The organism is Pseudomonas sp. PA15(2017) (assembly GCF_001945395.1).
GTDB lineage: Bacteria > Pseudomonadota > Gammaproteobacteria > Pseudomonadales > Pseudomonadaceae > Aquipseudomonas.
The window spans coordinates 39191-63705 of record NZ_MSXV01000053.1; the positions used below are offsets into that span (position 1 = coordinate 39191).

General features: G+C 63.6%; 27 protein-coding genes. 8 read left to right on the forward strand and 19 right to left on the reverse strand.

Annotated features, from left to right (window positions below; genetic code table 11):
- Positions 1-24 precede the first annotated feature (24 nt).
- The 5 genes from BVH03_RS18890 to BVH03_RS18910 all read right to left on the reverse strand — a co-directional run bounded on the left by BVH03_RS18890 (position 25) and on the right by BVH03_RS18910 (position 4488).
- Positions 25-264: a hypothetical protein gene (locus BVH03_RS18890; RefSeq protein WP_075962619.1), complete on the reverse strand. Its 240-nt coding sequence runs from the start codon at positions 262-264 to the stop codon at positions 25-27.
- Positions 265-375: 111 nt separating this feature from the next.
- Positions 376-2427 (reverse strand): flotillin family protein, encoded by a 2052-nt coding sequence (locus BVH03_RS18895; protein ID WP_075962620.1) that lies wholly within the window; start codon positions 2425-2427, stop codon positions 376-378.
- Between the two features lie 38 nt (positions 2428-2465).
- On the reverse strand, positions 2466-3092 hold the full coding sequence (locus BVH03_RS18900) for an OB-fold-containig protein (protein WP_075962621.1): 627 nt from the start codon (positions 3090-3092) through the stop codon (positions 2466-2468).
- Positions 3093-3164: 72 nt separating this feature from the next.
- Positions 3165-3860: a PspA/IM30 family protein gene (locus BVH03_RS18905; protein ID WP_075962622.1), complete on the reverse strand. Its 696-nt coding sequence runs from the start codon at positions 3858-3860 to the stop codon at positions 3165-3167.
- Between the two features lie 13 nt (positions 3861-3873).
- The gene (locus BVH03_RS18910; protein ID WP_075962623.1) at positions 3874-4488 is read right to left on the reverse strand and encodes a YjfI family protein; all 615 of its coding nucleotides are present in this window, start codon (positions 4486-4488) and stop codon (positions 3874-3876) included.
- Positions 4489-4804: 316 nt separating this feature from the next.
- On the opposite strand from BVH03_RS18910, the gene BVH03_RS18915 reads away from it, so the two are divergent.
- Positions 4805-5527 carry an endonuclease gene (locus BVH03_RS18915; protein WP_075962624.1) on the forward strand — a complete coding sequence of 241 codons (723 nt, stop codon included), beginning with the start codon at positions 4805-4807 and terminating at the stop codon, positions 5525-5527.
- Positions 5528-5950: 423 nt separating this feature from the next.
- On the opposite strand, the gene thrC is transcribed toward BVH03_RS18915, so the two are convergent.
- The 9 genes from thrC to ffh all read right to left on the reverse strand — a co-directional run bounded on the left by thrC (position 5951) and on the right by ffh (position 14239).
- On the reverse strand, positions 5951-7360 hold the full coding sequence (gene thrC / locus BVH03_RS18920) for a threonine synthase (RefSeq protein ID WP_075962625.1): 1410 nt from the start codon (positions 7358-7360) through the stop codon (positions 5951-5953).
- 91 nt (positions 7361-7451) lie between these two features.
- Complete coding sequence (locus tag BVH03_RS18925; protein WP_075962626.1) at positions 7452-8756, reverse strand: homoserine dehydrogenase; 1305 nt, start codon at positions 8754-8756, stop codon at positions 7452-7454.
- A gap of 104 nt (positions 8757-8860) precedes the next feature.
- Positions 8861-9586 carry a DsbC family protein gene (locus BVH03_RS18930; protein ID WP_075962627.1) on the reverse strand — a complete coding sequence of 242 codons (726 nt, stop codon included), beginning with the start codon at positions 9584-9586 and terminating at the stop codon, positions 8861-8863.
- 108 nt (positions 9587-9694) lie between these two features.
- Entirely contained in the window at positions 9695-10591 is an 897-nt protein-coding gene (gene xerD, locus BVH03_RS18935) for a site-specific tyrosine recombinase XerD (RefSeq protein ID WP_075962628.1), read from the reverse strand.
- Positions 10592-10774: 183 nt separating this feature from the next.
- A complete protein-coding gene (gene rplS, locus BVH03_RS18940; protein WP_075931714.1) occupies positions 10775-11125 on the reverse strand; it encodes a 50S ribosomal protein L19 in 351 nt (116 codons plus the stop codon).
- Between the two features lie 40 nt (positions 11126-11165).
- The gene (trmD, locus tag BVH03_RS18945; protein ID WP_075934932.1) at positions 11166-11918 is read right to left on the reverse strand and encodes a tRNA (guanosine(37)-N1)-methyltransferase TrmD; all 753 of its coding nucleotides are present in this window, start codon (positions 11916-11918) and stop codon (positions 11166-11168) included.
- Between the two features lie 4 nt (positions 11919-11922).
- On the reverse strand, positions 11923-12459 hold the full coding sequence (rimM, locus tag BVH03_RS18950) for a ribosome maturation factor RimM (RefSeq protein WP_075962629.1): 537 nt from the start codon (positions 12457-12459) through the stop codon (positions 11923-11925).
- A gap of 8 nt (positions 12460-12467) precedes the next feature.
- Positions 12468-12719, reverse strand: a complete 252-nt coding sequence (gene rpsP, locus BVH03_RS18955) for a 30S ribosomal protein S16 (RefSeq protein WP_009403592.1) — start codon at positions 12717-12719, stop codon at positions 12468-12470.
- 143 nt (positions 12720-12862) lie between these two features.
- Positions 12863-14239, reverse strand: a complete 1377-nt coding sequence (gene ffh / locus BVH03_RS18960; protein WP_075962630.1) for a signal recognition particle protein — start codon at positions 14237-14239, stop codon at positions 12863-12865.
- Positions 14240-14778: 539 nt separating this feature from the next.
- Between ffh and BVH03_RS18965 the strand changes: the two genes are divergently transcribed.
- Positions 14779-15579 carry an inner membrane protein YpjD gene (locus BVH03_RS18965; RefSeq protein WP_075962631.1) on the forward strand — a complete coding sequence of 267 codons (801 nt, stop codon included), beginning with the start codon at positions 14779-14781 and terminating at the stop codon, positions 15577-15579.
- Between the two features lie 3 nt (positions 15580-15582).
- Positions 15583-16836, forward strand: coding sequence for a CNNM domain-containing protein (locus BVH03_RS18970; protein ID WP_075962632.1), 1254 nt, complete (start codon positions 15583-15585; stop codon positions 16834-16836).
- Between the two features lie 221 nt (positions 16837-17057).
- Here BVH03_RS18970 and purT read toward each other — a convergent pair whose 3' ends face one another.
- Complete coding sequence (gene purT / locus BVH03_RS18975; protein ID WP_075962633.1) at positions 17058-18239, reverse strand: formate-dependent phosphoribosylglycinamide formyltransferase; 1182 nt, start codon at positions 18237-18239, stop codon at positions 17058-17060.
- Between the two features lie 271 nt (positions 18240-18510).
- Here purT and BVH03_RS26465 point away from each other — a divergent pair, with 271 nt between their 5' ends.
- Complete coding sequence (locus BVH03_RS26465; protein ID WP_013790147.1) at positions 18511-18675, forward strand: hypothetical protein; 165 nt, start codon at positions 18511-18513, stop codon at positions 18673-18675.
- An 8-nt stretch (positions 18676-18683) separates the two neighbouring features.
- On the opposite strand, the gene moaE is transcribed toward BVH03_RS26465, so the two are convergent.
- The 4 genes from moaE to BVH03_RS18995 form a co-directional block, all read right to left on the reverse strand.
- A complete protein-coding gene (moaE, locus tag BVH03_RS18980) occupies positions 18684-19142 on the reverse strand; it encodes a molybdopterin synthase catalytic subunit MoaE (protein ID WP_075962634.1) in 459 nt (152 codons plus the stop codon).
- A 1-nt stretch (position 19143) separates the two neighbouring features.
- The gene (locus BVH03_RS18985) at positions 19144-19386 is read right to left on the reverse strand and encodes a MoaD/ThiS family protein (RefSeq protein ID WP_075962635.1); all 243 of its coding nucleotides are present in this window, start codon (positions 19384-19386) and stop codon (positions 19144-19146) included.
- The gene (gene moaC / locus BVH03_RS18990) at positions 19383-19862 is read right to left on the reverse strand and encodes a cyclic pyranopterin monophosphate synthase MoaC (protein WP_075962636.1); all 480 of its coding nucleotides are present in this window, start codon (positions 19860-19862) and stop codon (positions 19383-19385) included. The genes BVH03_RS18985 and moaC overlap by 4 nt, the downstream gene beginning before the upstream one ends.
- Before the next feature lie 111 nt (positions 19863-19973).
- Positions 19974-21365 (reverse strand): PhoH family protein, encoded by a 1392-nt coding sequence (locus tag BVH03_RS18995; protein ID WP_075962637.1) that lies wholly within the window; start codon positions 21363-21365, stop codon positions 19974-19976.
- A gap of 386 nt (positions 21366-21751) precedes the next feature.
- Between BVH03_RS18995 and yaaA the strand changes: the two genes are divergently transcribed.
- From yaaA to BVH03_RS19015, 4 genes are all read left to right on the forward strand, one after another.
- The gene (gene yaaA / locus BVH03_RS19000) at positions 21752-22531 is read left to right on the forward strand and encodes a peroxide stress protein YaaA (protein ID WP_075962638.1); all 780 of its coding nucleotides are present in this window, start codon (positions 21752-21754) and stop codon (positions 22529-22531) included.
- A gap of 136 nt (positions 22532-22667) precedes the next feature.
- Complete coding sequence (locus tag BVH03_RS19005) at positions 22668-23132, forward strand: multidrug transporter (protein WP_075962639.1); 465 nt, start codon at positions 22668-22670, stop codon at positions 23130-23132.
- Between the two features lie 44 nt (positions 23133-23176).
- Positions 23177-24007: an SDR family oxidoreductase gene (locus BVH03_RS19010; protein WP_075962640.1), complete on the forward strand. Its 831-nt coding sequence runs from the start codon at positions 23177-23179 to the stop codon at positions 24005-24007.
- Positions 24008-24070: 63 nt separating this feature from the next.
- Positions 24071-24457: an ABZJ_00895 family protein gene (locus tag BVH03_RS19015; RefSeq protein ID WP_075962641.1), complete on the forward strand. Its 387-nt coding sequence runs from the start codon at positions 24071-24073 to the stop codon at positions 24455-24457.
- Positions 24458-24515 lie beyond the last annotated feature (58 nt).

Genomic DNA, 24515 nt, shown 5'->3' on the forward strand with positions numbered 1-24515 from the left:
GGGCCGAAACGGATGAGGCGGTGCTCAGGCACCGATCTTGCGGGCGATCTCGGCGAGTTTCTCGCGCATCGCGGGGTCGAGTTCTTCGGGTTTGATACGGGCGATGATGCGCGTCAGCACGCGGATCTCGTCGTCATCGATCACACCGTCGCGCTCGGCGATGGTCAACAGCGCGCCCAGTTCGGCGGCGTCCAGGCGGCCGTCATCGGCAAAGCACTGGATGCTGCGAAAGGTCATTTCCAGGTGATCTCTTGATTGCGACATGCCACTTTCCCTGTCGTTGAAGCAGGCCTGGCGGCCTGCAAGCACGGGGCTGGCCCGCGTCGAATCGCGCAACAGGCGCCAGCCCGGAAAGGCTGGCGCCGGCACCCAGGCTTACACCGCGTCGGCGTCGCCTACCGGCGCCGGTTTGGCTTCGCCGGCGCGGCCCTGCAGCAGGCGAGCGAGCACGTCCTGCACCACCGGGCTCTTGCCGACCACGCCTTCGATGGCCTTGCCCACCGACAGGGACTTGGCGAACGAGTTGAAGAAGTCGCCTTCGCCGCCGACGATCTCGATCTTCGCCTTGGCCAGCGCGGTGGCCAGTACCTCGGCCTGATCCTTGGCGATGTCCTTGTTGGCGGCGATGGCGGCCATGGCTTCCTCGAAGCTCTTCTCCAGCTGCATGCGGAATTCTTCGTGCTGGCGGGCGTTGTCGCTGAGCGCATCCAGGGCACCGAATTTCTTGCCCAGACCCTCGGCTTCGGCGTTCAGGCGCTCCAGCAATACCTGAGCTTCGGCCATGCCCAGATCCTGGGTCGCCTTGGCCTTGGCCACACCGAGCTGCTCCTCGCCGCGCGCCTGGGCGCCGAGCTTCTCTTCCAGCACCTTGGCGTCGGCCAGGCCGTCTTTTTCCTTGGCGGCGGCCTGCGCTTCGGTCACGCGGGCCTGGGCCAGGCCTTTCTCCTGCTCACCCTTGGCTTCGGCGATCAGACGCTCGGCCTGCACGCGGGCTTCGGCCAGACCTTCCTTCTCCTTGGCCGCCGCAGTGACCTCACGCACTCGCGCATCGGCCAGGCCAGGCGCGGCGCGCTCGGCTTCGATGCCCTCGGCGAATTTCTTCTTGGCCTCGGCACCCTTGGCCGCGGCTTCCAGTTCGGCCTGGGCGAGGTTGTTGATTTCCACCGCCTTGTGCTTGGAGCGGGTTTCGTCGGCTTCGGCCTGTTTGACCTGGCGTACCAGCTCCTGCTCGGCTTCGGCCTGGGCATTGAGCACGGTGACCTGCTTGAGGCGCTCGGCTTCGGAGACTTCGCGTACTTCCTTGATGCGTTCCTCTTCCTGGGCGACGGTCTTTTCCACCGCCACGCGCTCGCGCACCACGCTGGCGATGTTCTTGCGCTCTTCCTCCAGCGCCTTTTCCTTCTCGATGCGCTGCAGCTCGACCTCGCGCTCGCGGGCGACCACTTCCAGATCCTTGGCGCGGGTGACCTTTTCGACCTCGATGACCACGGCGCGCTGGCGATTCTGCTGGGCCACTTCCACTTCGCGCTGGTGGTTCTCGGCGCGGATGTCCAGCTCCTGCTGGGTCTGGATGCGCGCCTGCTCGGCCTTCAGGCGCTCTTCTTCGCGCACCTTGAGGGTTTCCGCTTCCTCGCGGGCACGAATGGTTTCCACCTCGCGTTTCTGGCGCGCCTCGGCGTCGGCCTGCTGACGCTCGAGGGCCAGGGTCGCCTCGCGGGTTTCGACGTTCTTCTTCTTGATCGCCAGCTCTTCGTTGCGCTCAAGGTCATTGGTGATGACGTTCTGCGCAGCGGTCAGCTCGGTGATCTTGCGGATGCCTTCGGCGTCGAGAATGTTGCTCGGGTCCAGAGAGCTCTTGGCGGTCTGCTCCAGATAGTCGATGGCCACGTCTTCGAGCACGTAACCATTGAGGTCGTTGCCGATCACCTCGACGATGCGGTCGCGAAACTCCTGGCGGTTCTCGAACAGCTGGACGAAGTCGAACTGCTTGCCGACGGTCTTCAGGGCTTCGGAGAACTTGGCGTTGAACAGCTCGTTGACCGCCGCACGATCGGAGGCACGCTCCACACCGATGGCCTTGGCCACCTTGAGCACGTCTTCCTGGGTCTCGTTGACGCGCAGGTAGAAGGCCACGGTGATGTCGGCGCGCATGTTGTCGCGGCAGATCAGCCCGTCCTTGGCGCGGCGGTCGACTTCCAGGGTGATCAGGGAGATCTTCATGAACTCCTTGAGGTGGATGACCGGGTACACCAGCGCACCGGTGAAATGCACCTTGGGCGTCGACGACATGTCGTTGACGATCAGCGCAGTACCCTGCGGAACCTTGATGTAGAAGGCCTTGAACAGCGCCAGCAGGCCGATGATCAGCAGGGCGACCAGGCCGACCCCGACCAGCACGGGGATCAGCGACGGGGGAAGGTTGTACATTGCACTCAATCTCCTTTGAGACAAACGGAACCGACGGCTCAGACGCCTCGGAACTCATCCTCGGTTATCACCCGGTAGGCGTGCTGCGCCTCCAGATACTCCAGTAGAACCACGCGGTCACCGCGCTTGAAACCCAGTTGCTCGTCAGCGCGCACGCGCAGGATCAGCCCGGCGCCGCCATCCTCCAGCACGGCCTCGCCATGGTTGGCGGTCACCCGTCCGCTGCGTACCACGGCGGTCTGGCCGAGCACGCTCTTGCTGCTGGTCACTTCCAGCTTGAGAAACAGCGGGCGCAGCGGCGCGCACAGCAGGCGGGTGGGCGCCACGGCGAGCAGCAGCGCCAGTACGGCGACCACGACGCCGAGCGGATAACGCAGCCAGTCCAGCGGCAACAGGCCGAGCAGCCAGAGGTCGGCGAAATAGCTGATGAACCAGGCGAAGAAAGACAGCAGCGTCAGCACCAGGGTCAGCGGTACGTCACGCAGCTTGAGTTTGGACAGGAGCGCTGCTGCCGGGCCTTCCAGAGCGGAATCGGCCTCGACGTCGAGCACGTCGATCTCGATCAGGCCGAACGCGACGATGACCCAGTACACCACCGCCAGACACAGCAGGAAGCTGAAGATGACCGTCGGGAACGCCAACGAGACCTGCAGGAAGATTTCCATGGTTTCCTATCCCTGAAAACATGGCGGAGCCTGCTGGCCCCACCATCGATGCTGCTACCAGCCAGCCCGTGATCAGGGCTTGGCCTTGTCCTTGAGGCGCGCCAGCACGCTGTCGGCGCTGCTCTTGTCGGCGACGATACCGGCGGCGCGCAGCTTGGCGTCCAACGATTCGTCAGGGTTGGAGGCCTCGGCCAGCTCGGCCGCCGCTTCCATCTTCGCCGCACGCTCGGCCTGCTGCTGCTTGATGCGCTCCAGCGACTCGACCGCGGTGTGCAGCTTGGCCTGGGAGCCGCCGTAGCGCTGGGCCACGGCCATCTGCGCCTTCTGCACGCTTTCGGTGGCCTTGACGGTATCGACCTGCTGTTTCAGGCGCTTGATGTTGGCTTCCGCCTGGCTCACCGCCGCACGCAGCTGGGCCACGCTGGCGGCGTAGGCATCGGCCTGCTCGCGCTCGCTGCCCAGTTCGATTTCCAGGTTGGCGATCTTGCCGGCCACTTCGGCGGCCAGGTCTTCCTTGCCGGTTTCCAGCGCCTTTACCGCGTACTGCTCGTACTCGGCGATCTTGGCGGCGGACTTGCTGGCGCGCTCGGCGGCCAGCTTCTGCTTGGCCATGATTTCGGCCAACGCTTCCTTGGATTTGCGCAGCTCGACGTCAGCCTCGCGGATTTCCTGATCGAGGATACGCAGCGCCTGGCCATCGACCAGCGCCTCACCCATCTCGTTGGCACCGCCGCGCAGCGCCGTCAGCAATTTGCTCCAGACGTTCATGGGCATGTCTCCTTTATGCACTGGCCTTGAGGAAGTCTTCGTAGGCTTCGGTCGCCTTGATGACGTTGTCCGCCAGCGTCTCGATCTCGAGCACCACGTTGGGCAGGATCGACGAGGCGCTGAGCGCACCGAACATGGTGTAGCAGGCCTGACCGTCCGGCAGGGTTTCGAGCCCCACGCAAGACAGCGGGAACAGCTTGTGGCTGCGCAGCACTTCCTGGTTGAAGGCAGCGGTGTCGCGCACGTCGCTGGCCGGCCAGAGCAGCGCCTCGACCACGATCTGATCACCGAACACGGCGATGAACAGCGGCAGATCGCCGTACTCCTTCATGGTCACGTGCAGACTGGCGTCGGCACCCTGGATCAGCTCGACCGCCGCGCGGCCATCGGCAAACGGCGCTGTCGCCGCCAGCGCGTCGAACAACGTTTGTGCAGTCCAAACCTGAGGCATGCTCACCCCCTCCTCCATTGAAGCCAGCTCCGGCTGGGGCTGGCGCAGTTTCCTTTCGACCGCCGAGAGCCGTTGGGCATGCTCGGGCAGAATCCAGACCTCCTTCTTCACCAGCCCCTGCTCGCGCAGCCGCTGACGGAAAAGACGCTGGTAGTGGGCAGATGATTTGTTTTCCATGAAATGCAGACTAGAACATCACATGTGATAACTCAATACATCACATGTGATTTATTCGGGAGGTGTGAGCGGGTTCAATCGCAAGGCGCAGGAAGCCTCTCGGGAGCGAATTCAGCCGAGCAACTTTAGCCTAGAAACTAACGATAGTTCGCCAACTGCATCGCAGAGAACGTGAATGCGACCTGGGTGCGGCCCTGACCGGGCGTAAGCCGCATTGCCGAGCGGGACGGAACGGCTTTGGATAGACGCCATCAATGGGCCAGCCTTGGCAAAGCGCAACGAGCCGGTATGATGCGGCACTTTTTAGGAAAGCCGCATGCCGTTTCGCAGCATCCTCGCCCTACTGTGCCTCACCCTCTGCACCTCCCTCCAAGCCGCTCCACCTCAGAGTTTCAGCCAGGCCAAAAAGATCGGCTGGACGCTCTACGAACGCCAGTCGGTGGAGTTCTATTGCGGCTGCAGTTTCAAGGGCAACCGCGTCGACCTGAAAAGCTGCGGCTACACGCCACGCAAGAATGCCAACCGCGCAGCGCGCATCGAGTGGGAACACATCGTCCCGGCCTGGCAGATCGGCCATCAGCGCCAGTGCTGGCAGCATGGCGGGCGCAACAATTGCAGCAAGAACGACAGCGTATTCCGCCGCGCCGAGGCCGACCTGCACAACCTGGTGCCGGCGATTGGCGAGGTCAATGGCGACCGCAGCAACTACGACTTCGGCTGGCTACCACAGAAGCCGAGCCAGTATGGCGCCTGCCCTACGGTGGTCGACTTCAAGGCGCGCAAGGTGATGCCGCGCCAGCAGGTACGCGGCATGATCGCTCGCACCTATCTGTACATGAGCGACCGCTACCAGCTGCGCCTGTCGAAACAGAACCGCCAGCTATTCAACGCCTGGAACAAGACCTACCCCGCCGAGCAGTGGGAGCGCCAACGCAACCAACTGGTCGGCTGCGTGATGGGCTGGGGCAACCCCTATGTCGGCCAGTTGGACAAGCGACTTTGCCAGCAGGCGCCGGTGGCGGCGGCCAATCGGCGGTAGATCCCGACAGCGCACCCGCTGGAGCCGATCAGCATGTCGTAGCCGGCTTGGAGCCTGTTCAAAGCCTTATCTGCGCATGAAGCGGCAACTACAAGGCAGAAGCGGCCATTGATGAAGTACCTGTAGGAGCGGGCCATGCCCGCGATTTTTCGCGCGCATGGCGCGCTCCCACAATGGATCGGGGAAAGGCCGCTCCCGCCACTTAGCCGCCAAAGTCGCCGAAGCTGGGCTCAAAGATTATGAACAGGTTCTTAGAGCGAAGCGAAACCCGGGTGCAATCCACGAAAGATCGCTCCGCGCCGAATAGAACCTGGGGATCGTTCCGCCCCACCCAGGCTACGACAACGCGCTGTGCAGCCAGCCTGAAAATACAAAAGGCCGGCACCTCTCGGTGACCGGCCTTTCGCCTTGCAGCGTTGCCGCTTACAGCGGCTTGCCGCGATTGCCGTGCGCGGCGACGAACTGCTGCACGGTGGCCAAGTCGTTGGCCAACACGGTGCAGCGCTCTTCGCGCTCGAACAGATCGGCCAGGTGCGCCGGCAACGCTGGTGACAGATCCACGGCGGACTTCTCGATGGCTTCCGGAAACTTGACCGGATGAGCGGTGCCCAGTACCACCATTGGCACGGACAGACTGCGGCGGCACTCGCGGGCGGCACGTACACCGATGGCGGTATGCGGATCGAGCAGCTCACCGGTGGCGGCATGAACTTCGGCGATGGTCTGGCAGGTCTGCTCATCGCTCACGGCGAGGGAATCGAACAACTTGCGCGCCTCGGTCCAGCGATCGTCTTCGACGGTGAAGCCGCCGGTCTGGCGGAATTCGGTCATCAGTGCGGCGATCGACGGGCCGTTGCGCCCGTGCAGGTCGAACAGCAGACGCTCGAAGTTCGACGAGACCATGATGTCCATCGACGGCGACAGGGTCGGGTACAGCTCGCCCTTGGCGTACTGATTGCCACTCATGAAGCGATGCAGGATATCGTTGCGGTTGGTGGCGACGATCAGCTGACTGACCGGCAAACCCATGTTGCGGGCGAGATAGCCGGCGAAAATATCGCCGAAGTTGCCGGTCGGCACCGAGAAGGCCACCGAGCGCGCCGGGCCGCCGAGCTGCAGGGCCGCGTGGAAGTAGTAGACGATCTGGGCCATGATCCGCGCCCAGTTGATCGAGTTGACCGCCACCAGGCGCGTGCCCTTGAGGAAACCCTGGTCGGCGAAGCTGGCCTTGACCATCTCCTGGCAGTCGTCGAAGTTGCCTTCGATGGCGACGTTATGGATGTTGTCGCCGAGAATGGTGGTCATCTGCCGGCGCTGCACCTCGGACACACGGTTGTGCGGGTGCATGATGAAGATATCGACGTTATCGCAAGCCTTGCAGCCCTCGATGGCGGCCGAGCCGGTGTCACCACTGGTGGCGCCCATGATCACCACGCGCTCGTTGCGCTTGGCCAGCACGTAGTCGAGCAGGCGACCGAGCAGCTGCAGGGCGAAATCCTTGAACGCCAGGGTCGGCCCATGGAACAGCTCGAGCACCCACTCGTTGCCGTTCAGCTGACGCAGCGGCGCCACGGCCGAGTGCTCGAACACGCCATAGGTGTCTTCGAGAATCTTCTTGAAATCGGCATCCGGGATGCTACCGGTCACGAACGGACGCATCACCCGGAAGGCCAACTCGTGGTACGGCAGGCCCGCCCAGGAGGCGATTTCTTCCTGGCTGAAGCGTGGCAGGTTTTCCGGCACGTACAAGCCGCCATCGGTGGCCAGACCGGCCAGCAGGACGTCTTCGAAATTCAGGGCCGGTGCCTGGCCGCGAGTGCTGATATAGCGCATTGATCAAAACCTTCGGTTTTGGCCTCAGGCCTCAGGCTTCAGGCCTCAGGCTTTTTCGCCTGCAGCCTTCGCCTGCCGCCTGCCGCCCGGGTTAATTCAGTTGTTCGACGCGGATGCGCACCACGTTGCCGACGACGTCGGCCAGCGCTTCCAGGGCAGAAATGGCGTCGTTCATGCGCTGCTCGGCAACGCGATGAGTAACCAGGATCATCGGTACCAGGCCGTCCTGCTCCTCGACTTCCTTCTGCATGATCGATTCGATGTTGATGCCGCGCCCCGACAGAATGCTCGCCACCTGGGCCAGCACGCCCGGGCGATCCTTGGCCTGGATGCGCAGGTAATAGGCGCTTTCGCAGGCGGTGATCGGCAGGATCGGGTGGTCGGACAGCGAATCCGGCTGGAAGGCCAGGTGCGGCACGCGGTTGGTCGGATCGGTGGTTAGCGCACGCACCACGTCGACCAGGTCGGCCACCACGGCCGAGGCGGTCGCTTCCATGCCCGCGCCAGCACCATAGAACAGGGTGCTGCCGGCGGCGTCACCATTGACCATCACGGCGTTCATCACGCCATTGACGTTGGCGATCAGGCGGTCGGCCGGAATCAGCGTCGGGTGCACACGCAGTTCGATGCCGGTATCGGTACGCCGTGCCACACCCAGGTGCTTGATGCGGTAGCCCAGTGCCTCGGCGTAGTTCACGTCGGAGGTGGTCAGCTTGGTGATGCCTTCGGTATAGGCCTTGTCGAACTGCAGCGGAATGCCGAAGGCGATGGACGCCAGAATGGTCAGCTTGTGGGCCGCGTCGATGCCTTCGACGTCGAAGGTGGGATCGGCCTCGGCGTAACCCAGGGCCTGGGCCTCGGCCAGCACGTCTTCGAAGGTGCGAGCCTTCTCGCGCATCTCGCTGAGGATGAAGTTGCCGGTGCCGTTGATGATACCGGCCAGCCAATTGATACGATTGGCCGACAGGCCTTCGCGGATCGCCTTGATCACCGGGATGCCACCAGCCACCGCCGCCTCGAACGCGACGATCACGCCCTTCTCGCGGGCGCGCGCGAAGATCTCGTTGCCATGCACGGCGATCAGCGCCTTGTTGGCGGTGACCACATGCTTGCCGTTGTCGATGGCCTTGAGGACCAGTTCACGGGCAACGCTGTAGCCGCCGATGAGTTCCACGACGATATCGATCTCGGGGTTGCAGGCCACCGCGAAGACATCGTCGGTCATGGTAATGCCGGTCGACTGGTACTGGGGCTTGGGTGTGCGGGTGGCGATCTGCGCCACCTCGATGCCACGCCCGGCACGACGCGCGATTTCCTCGGCGTTGCGCTTGAGCACATTCACGGTACCGCCACCGACGGTACCCAGCCCACAGATGCCTACTTTGACCGGATTCACACTAGACTCCCAACTGCACTGCATAAAACGGCCGACGCGGGCGCCAGCCGTGGAAAAAGAGCCGCACATTACGAAGCGGCTGTCTGATAGTCAATCGAGCCGGATCACTTGGCTTCCAGCGCCAACTTCGCCAGCTGCGCGGCAGGCTGGTAACCGGGGATCATCTTGCCGTTTTCAAGAATGATCGCCGGCGTGCCGTTGACGCCGATCATCTGCCCCAGCTGGTACTGCTGGGCGACCGGGTTGTCGCAGGTGGCTGCGGGTACCGACTCGCGCGATTTGGCCTTGTTCATGGCCGCCTGGCGATCCTTGGCACACCACACGCTGGCCAGATCCTTGGCACCTTTGCTGCCCAGGCCCTGGCGCGGGAAGGCCAGGTAGCGCACTTCGACGCCCAGCTTGTTCAGTTCGCCCACTTCGCTGTGCAGCTTCTGGCAGTAGCCGCAATCGGTATCGGTGAACACGGTGATGTGCGTCTTCGGCTCTTTCGGCGCGAAGACCACCATGTCCTTGGCGGGAATGCCGTTGATCTGCTTGGCGATGGCCTTGCTTTCTTCCGCTTCGGTCAGGTTGATGGCCTGGCCATCCTTGAACTGGAACAGGTAGCCCTGCATCACGAACTGCCCGTCGGCGCTGGCATACAGCTGGCGACCACCCTTGAGCTGCACCTGGTAAACGCCAGGCATCGGGCTCTCGGCAACGGCCTCGATCGGCAGATCGGGCTGGATGGAAAGCAGGTTCTTGCGGATCGCCTGATCCGGGTCGGCGGCATGGCCGAGGGTGCTGACCAGGCCGAGAGCCATGGCCGCGACGATGCGGGTCACACGCATGAATACTCCTATCGAGCGACGGGGTGACAGAGAAAGAGCAGAGCCTACCATAACCAGGGCCCCAGGCTGCGGGCAGCAGACGCAAAGCGCGAACTGGCGACAACCGATTCAGCCACGCGGATGGTGCTGGGCATGCAATGCCTGCAAGCGGGCGCGGGCGATATGGGTGTAGATCTGCGTGGTGGACAGATCACTGTGACCCAGCAGCATCTGCACGACGCGCAAATCCGCGCCGTGATTGAGCAAATGGGTCGCGAACGCATGGCGCAGGGTGTGCGGCGACAGCGACTTGCTGATGCCCGCCACCTGGGCCTGATGCTTGATGCGGTGCCAGAAGGTTTGCCGGGTCATCTGCTCACCACGCAGGCTGGGGAACAGCACGTCCGCGGGGCGACCAGCCAGCAGCGCAGGCCGCGCCTCGCGACAATAGCGCTCGACCCAACCGATGGCTTCCTCACCCATGGGCACCAGGCGCTCCTTGCTGCCCTTGCCGAACACCCGCAGCACGCCCTGGCGCAGATTGACCTGCTCGAGGGTCAGCCCGACTAGCTCACTGACCCGCAACCCGCAGGCGTACAACACCTCGAGCATGGCGCGATCACGCAGGCCGATGGGATCGTCCAGATCCGGCGCGGCCAGCAGCGCTTCGACATCCGCCTCGGACAACGACTTGGGCAGCGGCCGTCCAAGCTGGGGCATGTCGACCTGCAGGGTAGGATCGGCATCGATGATTCCTTCGCGCAGCAGGAAGCGGTAGAAACCGCGCATGCCGGAGATCAGCCGCGCCGTGGAGCGCGCCTTGTAGCCCTCGTTCATGCGCCAGGCCAGGTGATCGAGCAGCACCTCGCGCCCCACCGCTTGCAGCTCCACGCCACGGGCCTGCAGCCAGCCGTTGAGCAGCGCCAGATCGCTGCGATAGGCCGACTGGGTATGGGCGGACAGGCCCTTTTCCAGCCACAAAGCCTCGATGAAACGCTCGATCAATGGATGGTCGACAGCGGCCATGGGGTCAGATCTGCACTACGCAAAAAATTCATTATCAACACATTCGAAAGCAGACACTGCACTGCTTTTCTGGAAGCGGGCCATGCCCGCCCCCACAGGTGGCTTGCGAAACGGCTGCCAGCCCACCACACGTCAGAAACGAAAAAAGCAGCCGAGGCTGCTTTTTTCGTGGGGAAAACTGGATTAAACCAGTTTTTCCTTGATGCGTGCTGCCTTGCCGGACAGGTCGCGGAGGTAGTACAGCTTGGCCTTGCGAACGTCACCACGACGCTTGACTGCCAGGCTGTCGACCAGCGGGCTGTAGGTCTGGAAAGTACGCTCAACGCCTACGCCGCTGGAGATCTTGCGCACGGTGAAGGCGCTGTTCAGACCACGGTTACGCTTGGCGATTACCACACCTTCGAACGCCTGCAGACGCTGACGGTCACCTTCCTTCACTTTCACCTGAACGACTACGGTGTCGCCCGGGGCAAAGGTCGGGATCTCTTTGCTCATCTGCTCAGCTTCGATTTGCTGAATGATTTTGTTGGTCATGCTGCGCTCCTAAGACGGGCCGTCAGGCCGGCCATCGATATTAGTTATCGTCCCGCTGGCGGATGTATTCCTCCAGCAGCTTCTTCTCTTCTCCAGAAAGCGAGCGGCTATCCAGAAGATCGACACGGCGTTCCCAGGTGCGCCCCAGGGACTGCTGCAAACGCCAGCGCCGGATGTGTTCGTGGTTGCCGCCAAGCAGCACCTCCGGAACACGCTTATCCGCATACACCTCCGGACGGGTGTAGTGCGGGCAGTCGAGCAAGCCATCCGTGAAGGAGTCTTCCTCGGCCGAATCTGCATGACCCAATGCACCAGGCAAAAGGCGCGTTACCGCATCGATCAGCACCATGGCTGGCAGCTCACCGCCAGACAGGACGTAGTCGCCGATCGACCATTCCTCGTCGACGTGCGTTTCGATGAAACGCTCGTCGACGCCTTCGTAGCGGCCGGCGATGAGGATCAAACGCTCCTCCTTCGCCAGCTCGCGTACCGCCGCCTGCGTCAGCGGGCGGCCCTGCGGCGACAGGTAGATCACCTTCGCCGCAACGTCGCTGGCCTGCCTGGCATCGGCCAGGGCATCTTCCAGCGGCTTGATCTTCATCACCATGCCGGGACCACCACCGAAGGGGCGGTCGTCAACGGTGTGATGACGATCCGTGGTGTAGCTGCGTGGGTTCCAGCAGGTCAGCTGCAACAGCTCCTGCCTCACCGCACGACTGGTGATGCCGTAATCGCCGATGGCGGCGAACATCTCCGGGAACAGCGTAATGACATCGACGCGCAGGCTCGCCATGGCGTCAGAAATCCGCATCCCAATCGACCCGCATCTCGCCAGCCTCGAGACTGATCGACAACACGCACTGCTGCGTATAAGGCAACAGACGCTCACGATCATCGAGGCTGTCAGCGCAGGGCTTGACCACCATCACGTCATTGGCACCGGTCTCAAACAGATGATCGATCTTGCCGAGCAGTTGCCCTGCCTGATCGATGACCTTCAGACCTTCCAGCTGATACCAGTAGAACTCGCCGTCATCGAGCTCCGGCAGTTGGCTGCGAGGAACGCAGATCTCGAAGCCCGCGTAGGTACGCGCCACTTCACGATCATCGAGCCCTTTCAGCCTGGCGACCAGAACCTTGCCCTGCAAGCGTCCACCAGCCAGTTCAACCTGTTTCACCTCACCGTCGCGCCGTAGCGTCCAGCGAGGGTAATCGAGCACGTTATCCAGCGGATCGGTAAAGGAGTACACCTTTATCTCACCCTTGACGCCATGCACCGAAACGATCTTGCCAAGAACCAGAAGATCCTCGGCGGGGGCCGGCGTCGTGCTCATAGAAGTGCTTAGGCAGCAGCCTTGGCAGCTTCTTTCAGCAGCTGAGCAACGCGCTCAGACGGCTGGGCACCCTGGCTCAGCCAGTAAGTGGCGCGCTCTTGATTCACGGACAGCTTGACTTCAGCACCCGAGGCGATCGGGTTGAAGAAACCGATGCGCTCTACGAAGCGACCGTCGCGCGCATTGCGGCTGTTGGTCACGGTGAGGTGGTAGAAGGGGCGCTTTTTGGAGCCGCCACGAGCGAGACGAATAGTTACCATGTGAACATCGTTCCTGTAGTCGGTGCTAACTTGAGGCACACATCAAAAATGGGCCTAGGCCCGAAAGGCCGCATATTCTAAGGATTATGCGGCTGTTTGCAAATCTCTTTTTCCACAGCCCGCCAGGCGGCCTGCCAGAGCCATCAGAACTTCGGCATGCCGCCGCCCGGCATCATGTTGCCCATGCCACGCATCATCTTGGCCATACCGCCTTTGGCACTGAATTTCTTCATCATCTTCTGCATCTGCTTGTGCTGCTTGATCAACCGGCCGATGTCCTGCACCTGGGTACCGGAACCCATGGCGATACGGCGCTTGCGCGAGCCGCTGATGACGTCGGGGTCGCGGCGCTCGGCGGGCGTCATCGAGTTGATGATCGCCTCCATCTGCTTGAACTGCTTCTCCGCAGCCCCCTGAGCGCCGCCCATTTGCGACAGATTGACGCCGCCCATCTGCGGCAGCTTGTCCATCAGGCCGCCAAGACCACCCATGCTCTTCATCTGCACGAGCTGGTCGCGGAAGTCCTCGAGGTCGAAACCCTTGCCCTTCTTGAGCTTCTTGGTGAGCTTCTCGGCCTTCTCGCGATCGAGAGTCTGTTCGGCCTGCTCGATCAGGCTGAGCACGTCGCCCATGCCGAGGATACGCGAGGCGATACGCTCGGGGTGGAACGGCTCGAGCGCTTCGCTCTTCTCGCCCATGCCGATGAACTTGATCGGCTTGCCGGTGATGGCGCGCACCGACAGCGCAGCACCGCCACGGGCGTCACCGTCGACCTTGGTGAGCACCACGCCGGTGAGCGGCAGCGCATCGTTGAAGGCCTTGGCGGTGTTGGCGGCGTCCTGACCGGTCATGGCGTCGACCACGAACAGGGTCTCCACCGGCTTCACCGCAGCGTGCAGCGCCTGGATCTCGGCCATCATCTCGGCATCGACGGCCAGTCGGCCGGCGGTATCCACCAGCACCACGTCGATGTACTTGAGCCTGGCTTCGCGGATCGCCGCTTCGGCGATAGCCACCGGCTTCTGGGTGATATCGGACGGGAAGAAGGTCACGCCGATGTCGCTCGCCAGGGTTTCCAGCTGCTTGATCGCCGCGGGACGGTAGACGTCCGCGGACACCACCATCACGCTCTTCTTCTTGTGCTCCTTGAGCAGGCGCGCCAGCTTGCCCACGGTGGTGGTCTTACCGGCGCCCTGCAGACCGGCCATCAACACCACCGCCGGCGGCGTGGTGCTCAGGTCGAGGTCTTCGTTGGCGGCGCCCATGAGGCTTTCCAGCTCCAGACGCACGATCTTCACGAACGCCTGGCCCGGGGTCAGGCTCTTGGACACCTCGGTGCCGACCGCGCGTTCCTTGACGCGGGCGACGAAATCCTTGACCACGGGCAGCGCCACGTCGGCCTCGAGCAACGCCATGCGCACTTCGCGCAGGGTGTCCTTGATGTTGTCCTCGGTCAGCTTGGCCTTGCCAGTGACGCTGCGCAGAGTCTGCGAGAGGCGATCGGTTAAGTTTTCGAACATGCGCGTTCCTTTCGGGCCGTCTGGCCGGGATGGGCTGGCAGCAAACCGCGGATTATAACGAAGACCGCGACGCTTTCGAGGCTTCTTTGTCGGCGTCGCTGCGACCCAGGGTCTGTTGACGGCTCATCGCGAGCCGCGTTGCCGCGAGAAATCTCGCCAGGCCGGGCGGCGATCCGCTAGGCGGAGGACGCAGGGAATGGACTAGCCGTCCGCGTCTTCCCTTGCCAAGTCCTCCAACGACGCATGGCGAGATTTCTCGCGCAACCCGCAGGGCCGGGCCCGTTTTTTCGCGATGCAGCGTTTCTCGCCGGCTCATTTAGCCAGCTAAACTTCGCGGCGGTGTGACCCACATGGATGTGGGAAATGCCGCAAGCCCGCAGGGAGCGGGCGCGGCCCTTGCCTCGCGAAAAAACGGGCGCCGGCGCGGCCGCGCGTGAACCGTCAACAGACCCTAGTGAGAGCGGATAGCACTTGCAGTCTTTTTGCGACAACGGTTGTGTGCCACACTCAGCGCCTTTGAGCCCGTGTATCCAGGATCTATGCACCCTCTGTTGCCCAGTCTCGCCGCCGCCATCCTTTATCTTGGCGCCGCCAGCTATCAAGGCCTGCATCTGGCCCGCCGCAGCACGCCCAGCCAACCGGTGTTGCTGCTGGCAGGCTGCATCGCTCTACTGTTCCACGGCGGCAGCCTGTTCATGCAGATGCGTGGCAGCACCGGGCTGAACCTGGACTTCTTCAACACCGCCAGCCTGATTGCCTTCACGGTAATCGCGCTGATCCTGCTGGCCTGCCAGCGCATGCCGGTGCACAACCTGCTGCTGTTCCTGTTTCCGCTCGGCGGGCTGACGGTGCTGTGCGCGCAGTTCATGCCCAGCGGCACCAGCCAGCCGATAGAGGAAGGCCCCGGCATTCTCGCCCATATTCTGCTGTCGATCGCCGCCTACGGCATGCTGACCATCGCCATGTTCCAGTCGCTGCTCCTGCTGGTGCAGGATCACCAGCTCAAGCACAAGCACCCCTCCGGGCTGATCCGCAACTTCCCACCGTTGCAGACCATGGAAAGCCTGCTGTTCGGCTTTCTGTGGAGCGGCTGGGCGCTGCTCTCGCTGTCGCTGTTGTCCGGCGCGGTGTTCATCGACAATCTGTTCACCCAGCACCTGGTGCACAAGACCATCCTGTCGTGCTTCGCCTGGGTAGTGTTCGCCGTGCTGCTGTGGGGCCGCCACCAGCTCGGCTGGCGTGGCCACAAGGCGATCCGCTGGACGCTGGCCGGGTTCTGCCTGCTGATGCTGGCCTTTTTCGGCAGCAAGCTGGTTCGTGAATTCATCCTGCATATCTGAGCCGTGGACACGCCCTCGCCACTTTTCCAGCTGGCCCTGCTACTGACCCTGCTGGGCTGCGCGACCTTCTTCATCTGCGCGCGCACCGTGCTGTTCGGCCTCAACCGCTACCGGCTGCGCTACCGGGCACGCCAGGGCCACCGCGCCGCCGCCCGGCTGATCGCCCTGCTCGACCAGCCACAGCGGCTATCGGCCACCCTGCGCATCGGCACCATCTGCAGCACCATGGCCGCCTCGGTGGCCGCCACCTTGTTGGCCTTGCGCCACGGCGCGCCCGGCGACCTGGCACCATCGCCGTTCATCCTCACGCTGGCCGTGCTGATGCTGGCCCATCCGTTCGGTCGCCTGCTGGCCATCCTGCCGCCGCCGCTGTTCGCCTATCCGGCCAGCGCGCCGCTGACGCTGGTCAGCCTGGCGCTGTCTCCGCTTACCCGACTGCTGATGACCATCGGCCAGGGGCTGCGCCGACGCATCGGCAAGGCCGACCAGAGCACCGAGCCCGCTGCTGCGCCCAACCTCACCGAGCTGCGCGACGCGCTGCAAGCCGATGACCTGCCGCTGCCCGCCGAACGACGCGCCATGCTGGTGGGCGTGCTTGAGCTGGACAAGGTCAGCGTCGAGGACGTGATGATTCCGCGCCACGAAATCAACGGTATCGACCTGCTCGGCAGCACGCCGCTGCTCGAACAGGTACGCGCCGCCTCGCACACCCGCCTGCCGGTGTACCGCAACGGCCTCAACCAGACCGAGGGCATCCTGCACATGCGCCGCCTGGCGGGTCACAGCGAGCTGGACGAAGCGGCGGTACTGCAAGCGTGCGATGCGGCGTACTTCGTACCGCAAGGCACCACGCTGGCGAACCAGCTGGTGACCTTCCAACAGCACAGGTACCGCACGGCCGTAGTGGTCGACGAGTATGGCGAGGCCATGGGCATCGTCACCTTGGAAGACATCCTCGAAGAGATCGTCGGCGACCTGAGTTCCGTGGAAACAGCGCACCCTCGTGAGTTTCACGCAATGGGCGACGGCACCTGGTCGATCCAGGGCAGCGCCTATCTGCGTGAGGTGAACCGGGCACTGGGCTGGCAGTTACCGGTCGACGGGCCGAAGACGGTCAACGGCCTGGTGACCGAAGTGCTGGAGAACATTCCAGACTGCGCGGTTTGTTTGCAGGTAGGCCGCTACCGGTTGGAAATCGTCCAGGCCAGCGGTAGCCGGGTGTTGGAAGTGCGGGCCTGGGAGGCCCAGCAGCACTGAAGCATGACCAGCGACAAGATGCGGCTGGTGCCAAGAAGCGATTCACGGGCGCCCGTAACCAATAGTTCGCACTCCTCACGGCGCGACGGGAAGAAGGCAAAAGCAGCCGCCCGCCTATCCACTGTGGGAGCGGGCCATGCGCGCGAAAAGTCGCGGGCATGGCCCGCTCCCACAGATGCGGCGCCGAAGGCCGGCCAATCTGCGGCCGTTGAATCGAAGCGTTACAGCTCGACCTTGACCGCCTGTGCCGACCGCAGCGCCTTGGCGCGGGCTGCTTCCAGCGACTCGTCGCGGGCCAGTGCAACACCCATGCGGCGCTGACCGCTGACTTGCGGCTTGCCGAACAGACGCAGGGCGGTGTCCGGCTCGGTGAGCGCGGCGCCGAGGCTGCCGAAGCTGACCTGACTGGACTCGCCCTCGACCAGAATCACTGCCGAGGCAGACGGGCCGAACTGGCGGATCGCCGGGATCGGCAAGCCGAGAATGGCGCGGGCATGCAGGGCGAATTCGGACAGATCCTGAGAGATCAGGGTCACCAGGCCGGTGTCGTGCGGGCGCGGCGAGATTTCGCAGAACCACACCTGATCACCCTTGACGAACAACTCGACGCCGAACAGGCCGCGACCACCGAGCGAGCCGGTAACGGCCAGGGCGATACGCTCGGCCTCGGCGCGGGCGGCCTCGCTCATCGCCTGGGGCTGCCAGGACTCCTGATAATCGCCCTTCTCCTGGCGATGGCCAACCGGCGCACAGAAGGTGGTGCCACCGACGTGGCGTACGGTCAGCAGGGTGATTTCGTAGTCGAAGTCGATGAAGCCCTCGACGATCACCCGGCCCTTGCCGGCACGGCCACCCGCTTGGGCGTAGTCCCAGGCTTTCTGTACGTCGTCGGCGCCCTTGAGCACCGACTGGCCCTTGCCCGACGAACTCATGATCGGCTTGACCACGCACGGGAAGCCAATGGCGCCCACGGCCGCCTGGAACTCTTCGAAGGAATCGGCGAACTGGTAGGGCGAGGTCGGCAGGCCGAGTTCTTCGGCGGCCAGGCGACGGATGCCTTCCCGGTTCATGGTCAGCTGCGCGGCGCGAGCGCTGGGAATCACGGTGTAGCCTTGGTTTTCCAGCTCGACCAGCGTGGCGGTGGCGATCGCTTCGATCTCCGGCACGATGTAGTGCGGCTTCTCCTGCTCGATCACGGCACGCAGCGCCGCGCCGTCGAGCATGTTGATCACATGGCTGCGATGCGCCACCTGCATGGCCGGTGCGTTGGCATAGCGATCCACGGCGATCACTTCCACACCGAGGCGCTGCAGCTCGATGACCACTTCCTTGCCGAGCTCGCCCGAGCCACACAGCAACACACGGGTCGCGCTGGGCGACAGGGGGGTTCCGATACGGGGCATAACAGGATCCTTGGGTAGCAGGAGAATTCAGGCGGCGATTTTAATCACGCCCGGCCGCGACCGCGACCAAAATCGGCAGACCGGCCGACGTGCAGTGCTTTCGCCGTTATCCGAATGGCTTCCCGCGAGGCCATTATTGATCCCGCGAATTGCCCTGGATCAGCCCCGACGCCCCACCACTGGACTACGCTGAAGGTGTAGGCCACCGCTGCTCCGCAACCAGGGCAGCGGCGCAGCTCATGGCACGCGACACTTGCGAGGAGGCTTCGCCATGGACGCTTTCCACATCATGATCGTGCTGCTGATCAGCGGCTTTCTGCTGCTGGGCATCGGCTTCAACAACCGCGAACAGGAATGGGGCATCTGGCTGACCGGGCTGGGCGCGCTGTCGATGTTCGCCCCGCTGTTCTTCAAGGTATTCATCGAGTTCGGCTGATAGGCTTTTCAGCTATCGGCTTGCCAGCGCCTGGCGGACGCCTGGTCGCTTTCCCGGCCCTCGACCCAGCGCGGGCCGCTGGCGGTGTCTTCCTTCTTCCAGAACGGCGCGCGGGTTTTCAGGTAGTCCATGATGAACTCGCAGGCCTGAAAGGCTGCCTGGCGGTGGGCGCTGGCCACGCCGACGAAGACGATCGGCTCGCCCGGCTCCAGCCGCCCGACGCGGTGAATCACCTCGACGCCCAGCAATGGCCAGCGCTCGCGAGCCTGACTCTCGATGCCTGCCAGGGCCTTTTCGGTCATGCCCGGGAAATGCTCGAGAAACATGCCGGCCACGTCCTGGCCGTCATTGAAATCACGCACGTAGCCGACGAAGCACGCCACGGCGCCGACGCCGGTGTTGGCGGCATGCACGGCGTTGGTTTCAGAGCCGGGATCGAAAACGGCCTGCTGGACGCGAACTGCCATCTCAGCCTCCGGTGACCGTGGGGAAGAACGCCACCGCATCACCGTCGACCAGCGGCTCACTCAACGCGCAGAGCTCTTCGTTGCGGGCGCACATCAGGCCGCGCTCGGCGAGCACCTCCCAGGCGCCGCCGCGGGCCAGCAGGCGAAGGCGCAGTTCATCGAGGGTCGCGAAATCGCCCGGCAGCTCCTCGGCATCCAGGCCCAGGGTTTCGCGATAACGGGCGAAGTACTGCACGCGGATCATCGCTCGTCCTCGCCGGCCAGGAAGTGGCCGCTCTTACCACCGAGCTTTTCCAGCAGGCGCACCTGCTCGATGACCATGCCGCGATCCACCGCCTTGCACATGTCATAAATGGTCAGCGCCGCGACACTGGCGGCGGTCAGCGCTTCCATCTCCACGCCGGTCTGGCCGGTGAGTTTGCAGCGCGCGCGGATCAGCACGGCGTCGTCGCCATCAGCCTGAAGCTCGACCTTGGCGCTGGTGAGCATCAGCGGATGACACAACGGAATCAGATCGGAGGTCTTTTTCGCAGCCTGGATGCCGGCGATACGCGCCACGGCGAAGACGTCGCCTTTGGGGTGCTCACCGTCGACGATCATCTGCAACGTGGTGGGCAGCATGCGTACCCGGGCCTCGGCCACGGCTTCGCGCACGGTCTGCGCCTTGTCGCTGACGTCGACCATATTGGCGCGCCCCTGGGAGTCGAGATGGGTCAGCACGGGCAATCTCCAAGTAGAAAACCTGGGGATTGTAGGCCCCGCACCGCCCCCTGCAAACCATGGGCGCCGCAATGCATGCCTGGAGCCGCCAGGCGGCTCCGTGGCGATGGGTTACATGTGGCTTTCGGCGTACTCGGCGAGGATCGAGCGCGGCACGCCCTGCAGGGTGATGTGCACACCGTGCTCGAAGCCCTTGAAGCGCTCGGTGAGGTAGGTCAGCCCCGAGCTGGGCGCCGAAAGATAAGGGGTATCGATCTGCGCCAGGTTGCCCAGGCAGATCACCTTGGAGCCATTGCCGGCACGGGTGATGATGGTCTTCATCTGGTGCGGGGTGAGGTTCTGGCATTCGTCGATCAGGATCAGGCTCTGCTGGAAGCTGCGCCCACGAATGTAGTTCAGGGATTTGAACTGCAACGGCACCTTCTGCAGGATGTAGTCGACGCTGCCGTGGGTGTTCTCGTCATCCATGTGCAGGGCTTCGAGGTTGTCGGTGATGGCGCCCAGCCAGGGCTCCATCTTCTCGGCCTCGGTGCCGGGCAGAAAGCCGATTTCCTGATCCAGGCCCTGCACACTGCGGGTGGCGATGATGCGCCGGTAGCGCTTGCTGACCATGGTTTGCTCGATGGCCGCGGCCAGCGCCAGGATGGTCTTGCCCGAGCCGGCGGCGCCAGTCAGGTTGACCAGATGGATGTCCGGGTCGAGCAGCGCGTAGAGCGCCAGCGCCTGGTGGATGTCCCTTGGTTTGAGCCCCCAGGCCTCCTGATGCAGCAGCGGCTCCTGGTGCAGATCGAGAATCAGCAGCTCGTTGCCTTCGACCTCCTTGACCCAACCAACGAAGCCCTGCTCGTCGATGATGAATTCGTTGACGTTGACCGCCGGCAAGTCTTCGCTGAGCTGCACGCGGTGCCAGGTGCGCCCATGGCCCTGGCGGGTATCGACCTTGGCGACGCGGTCCCAGAAGGCACCGTTGACGTCGTGGTAACCCTTGGAAAGCAGCGAGACGTCGTCGACCAGTTGGTCGGTGTGATAGTCCTCGGAATCCAGCCCGCAACCACGCGCCTTCAGGCGCATGTTGATGTCCTTGGTCACCAGCACCACGGACATGCCCGGGCGTCGCGACTTCAATTCCACCAGTTGGTTGATGATCTTGTTGTCGTTGAGGTCTTCCGGTAGCCAGGTGACCGGCGCCGCACTCTTGCTCATGAGAATCGACAGAAAACCGCAAGGGCCGCTCTTGTCCCGCTGGATCGGCACCCCGTGCTCGACCTCCTCGGGGGTGGCGCCACCGAGAATCTTGTCGATCAGGCGGATCGCTTGCCGGCATTCGGCGGCGACGCCCTGCTTGCCGGTTTTCAGCTTGTCGAGTTCCTCGAGCACCGTCATCGGGATGGCGACGTGGTGTTCCTGGAAATTGAGCAGCGCGTTGGGATCGTGAATCAGGACATTGGTGTCGAGGGCGTACAAGGTTGGGGCGGTGGGCTTGATGCGTCCGTGGTCATCCATACTCGTCACCTCTTGTCGGATCCAGCGACGGAATGCCAGGACGGCGCTCCGCCACACAGGACCACCGACTCCCGATCAGGAGCGCCGCAAACGGGTGAGGGCCGAGGGCCGCCACCTGTCTGCAGGGTTCGGCGGTCTTTCAAAGCGTGGTCTGCGCGTGCCGGTCATCATGCCCGGTTCGTCGCAAACCACAGTTCGTTGATACTCCAAAAAATGTGACAGGCAAATGATCTTTTCAGTTTTTTTATTTTTATTTTTCGGTTGGACGAATGACCTTGGCAGCGGCGCTCGCCGGGCACTAGAGTCATGAGTCCAGCCCCCTGCCGTGTAACACGCGGGCCCTGCCGAATCGGCTAGAATCGCTGCTCCGCCGAAGGAGACGACTCATGCTGATGGTGATTTCACCTGCCAAGACCCTGGACTACGAAAGCGCACCGGTGACTTCGCGCTTCACCCAACCCGAATTCCTCGATCACTCCCGGGAGCTGGTCGCCCAGCTGCGCGACTTCACACCTGCGCAGATCGCCGAACTGATGCACCTGTCCGACAAGCTGGCCGGACTGAACGCTGCACGTTTCGGTAGCTGGACTCCGGTATTCGACACGCAGAACGCCAAGCAGGCGCTGCTGGCCTTCAAGGGCGACGTGTACACCGGGCTGGACGCGGAAAGCTTCACCGAGGCCGACTTCGATTTCGCCCAGCAGCACCTGCGCATGCTCTCCGGCCTGTACGGGCTGCTGCGCCCGCTGGACCTGATGATGCCCTACCGCCTGGAGATGGGTACCAAGCTGGCCAACGCCCGCGGCAAGGATCTCTACGCATTCTGGGGCGAGCACATCAGCGAGTGGCTGAACCAGGCGCTGGCCGCCCAGGGCGACGATGTGCTGCTCAACCTGGCGTCCAACGAATATTTCGGGGCGGTCAAGCGCAAGGTGCTGAAGGCGCGAATCATCGACACCGAATTCAAGGACCTGAAGAACGGCCAGTACAAGATCATCAGCTTCTACGCCAAGAAGGCCCGCGGCCTGATGGCCCGCCACGTGATCCGCGAGCGGGTGACGGACCCGCAGCACCTCAAGGACTTCGACGACCAGGGCTACCGCTTCTCGGCAAAGGACTCGAGCGCCGACAAACTGGTGTTCCTGCGCGATCACGCGCCTGAGTAAGGGCTCAGGCGCTTCGGCGCGAGCCGCGTCGCGGCGAGAAACGGGCCCTTGCGAAACATTCGCCAATCCCTGAGCGGGTGCCGAGGCCGTCGGCCTTGTGTAGGATTGGCGGACACTCGACATTCAAGGTCCAGTCATGATTTTTGGCGCGATTCTGGTTCTCAGCTGGTTTATCCTGCTGATCCGCTACCCGGCCAAGGCCCTGCCCATTTCCCTGGCCGCACTGGCCGGGCTGGGCCTGGTGACGAGCTGGGTGCTGTGGCAGGAAAGCCGCGAGAACCGCGACCTTGCTCATCTGGAATTGCGCATCACCCATGCCCCGCAGAGCTGCCCAGCCGATCGCCCGCTGAGCCTGCACCTGCACAATGGCAGCGAGGCTGCCCTGCAGGAGCTGCGCTGGCAGATCACCGCCTATCGGCCGGGCGACAGCGTCAATCTGGCGCAGCGCCTGTACGAGGCACCGCGCTACAGCGGCCCCGGCGAATTGTTGCCCGGTGCCGATTGGCAAACCTGCCTGCCGCTGCCTACCCTGCGTAGCGGCTATCGCGCCAGCACCCTGGAATTCCGTGCCGAACAACTGCAAGGCACCTTCAGTCGCTAGGCGCTGTTTCACGATCCACACAACAACAATCACAAGGATTATCCATGAGCCACCCTACGGTTCTGATCACCGGCTGCTCCAGTGGCATCGGCCGGGCATTGGCCGACACCTTCGCGCAGCAGGGTTATCAGGTCTGGGCAAGCGCCCGCAAAAGCGAAGACGTGGCACGCCTGAGCGAAGCCGGTTTTCATGCCGTGCAACTGGACGTGAATGACGCTGCCGCGGTCGAGCAACTGGCCGCCACGCTCAAGGAACGCTGCGGCGGGCTCGATGTGCTGATCAACAATGCCGGTTACGGCGCCATGGGCCCGCTGCTCGATGGCGGCGCCACGGCGATGCGCAAGCAGTTCGAGACCAACGTGTTCTCCCTGGTCAACGTGACCCGTGCGCTGTTTCCGCTGCTGCGCCAGAACAAGGGCCTGGTGATCAATATCGGCAGCGTATCGGCCGTGCTGGCAACTCCGTTCGCGGGCGCTTACTGTGCCTCCAAGGCCGCGGTACACGCCGTCAGCGACGCCCTGCGCCTGGAACTTGCGCCATTCGGCGTCGGCGTGATGGAAGTGCAGCCGGGCGCCATCGAATCCAGCTTCGGCACCCACGCCAGCCGCCAGGCCGAGCAATTGATTGGCGAGCATTCACCATGGTGGCCGGTGCGCGACGGCATCCGCGCCCGCGCCATCGCCTCCCAGGATAACCCGACCCCTGCCAGCCACGTCGCACGCAACGTATTTGCCGCCGTAGCCAGCCCCAAGCGCCCGCGGGTGCTGCGCCTGGGCAACGGCAGCCGGGCCTTGCCGCTGCTTTCGGCGCTGTTGCCCGGCGCCTTGCTCGACCGCGTGCTGAGCCGCCGCTTCGGCCTGGATCGCCGTTTGTAGAACCTGACGTCACGGGCGAGACTCCAAGCTTCATCGCCATCGCCATCGCCGAGCCCTGTCGCCATGTCGCCTTCCCATCAGCCTGTCGCCATGCTGCGCTATGCCCTCTTCGGTGTGGCGGCGGCGGTGCTACTCAACGTACTGCTGCGCAGCTTCGTCAAACTCGGCGGCGTGCTGGCCACCCTGGTGATCGCTGCCAGCATCGCGGCGCTGATGGCGTTGCTGTTCGCCTGGCAGCAACGCCGCCCGCCCACGCGTGGTGAGCGACGCCGCCTGGTGTGGCTGTACGGCGGCATGCTGGCGCTGCTGTACGCCGGGCTGCTGACCATGATGACCCTGCAGGACGAGCCCAGCCCCATGGGCATAGTGATCTTCATCCTGCATTACCTCGCCTATCCGCTACTCGCCCAATTGCTGTTCTCGGAGCGCATCTTCAAGCGCACGCCCTGATCGGCTGGCACTTGCCGGCCGATCGCTGCTCTACACTCGATGACAGAGAACGATTTGG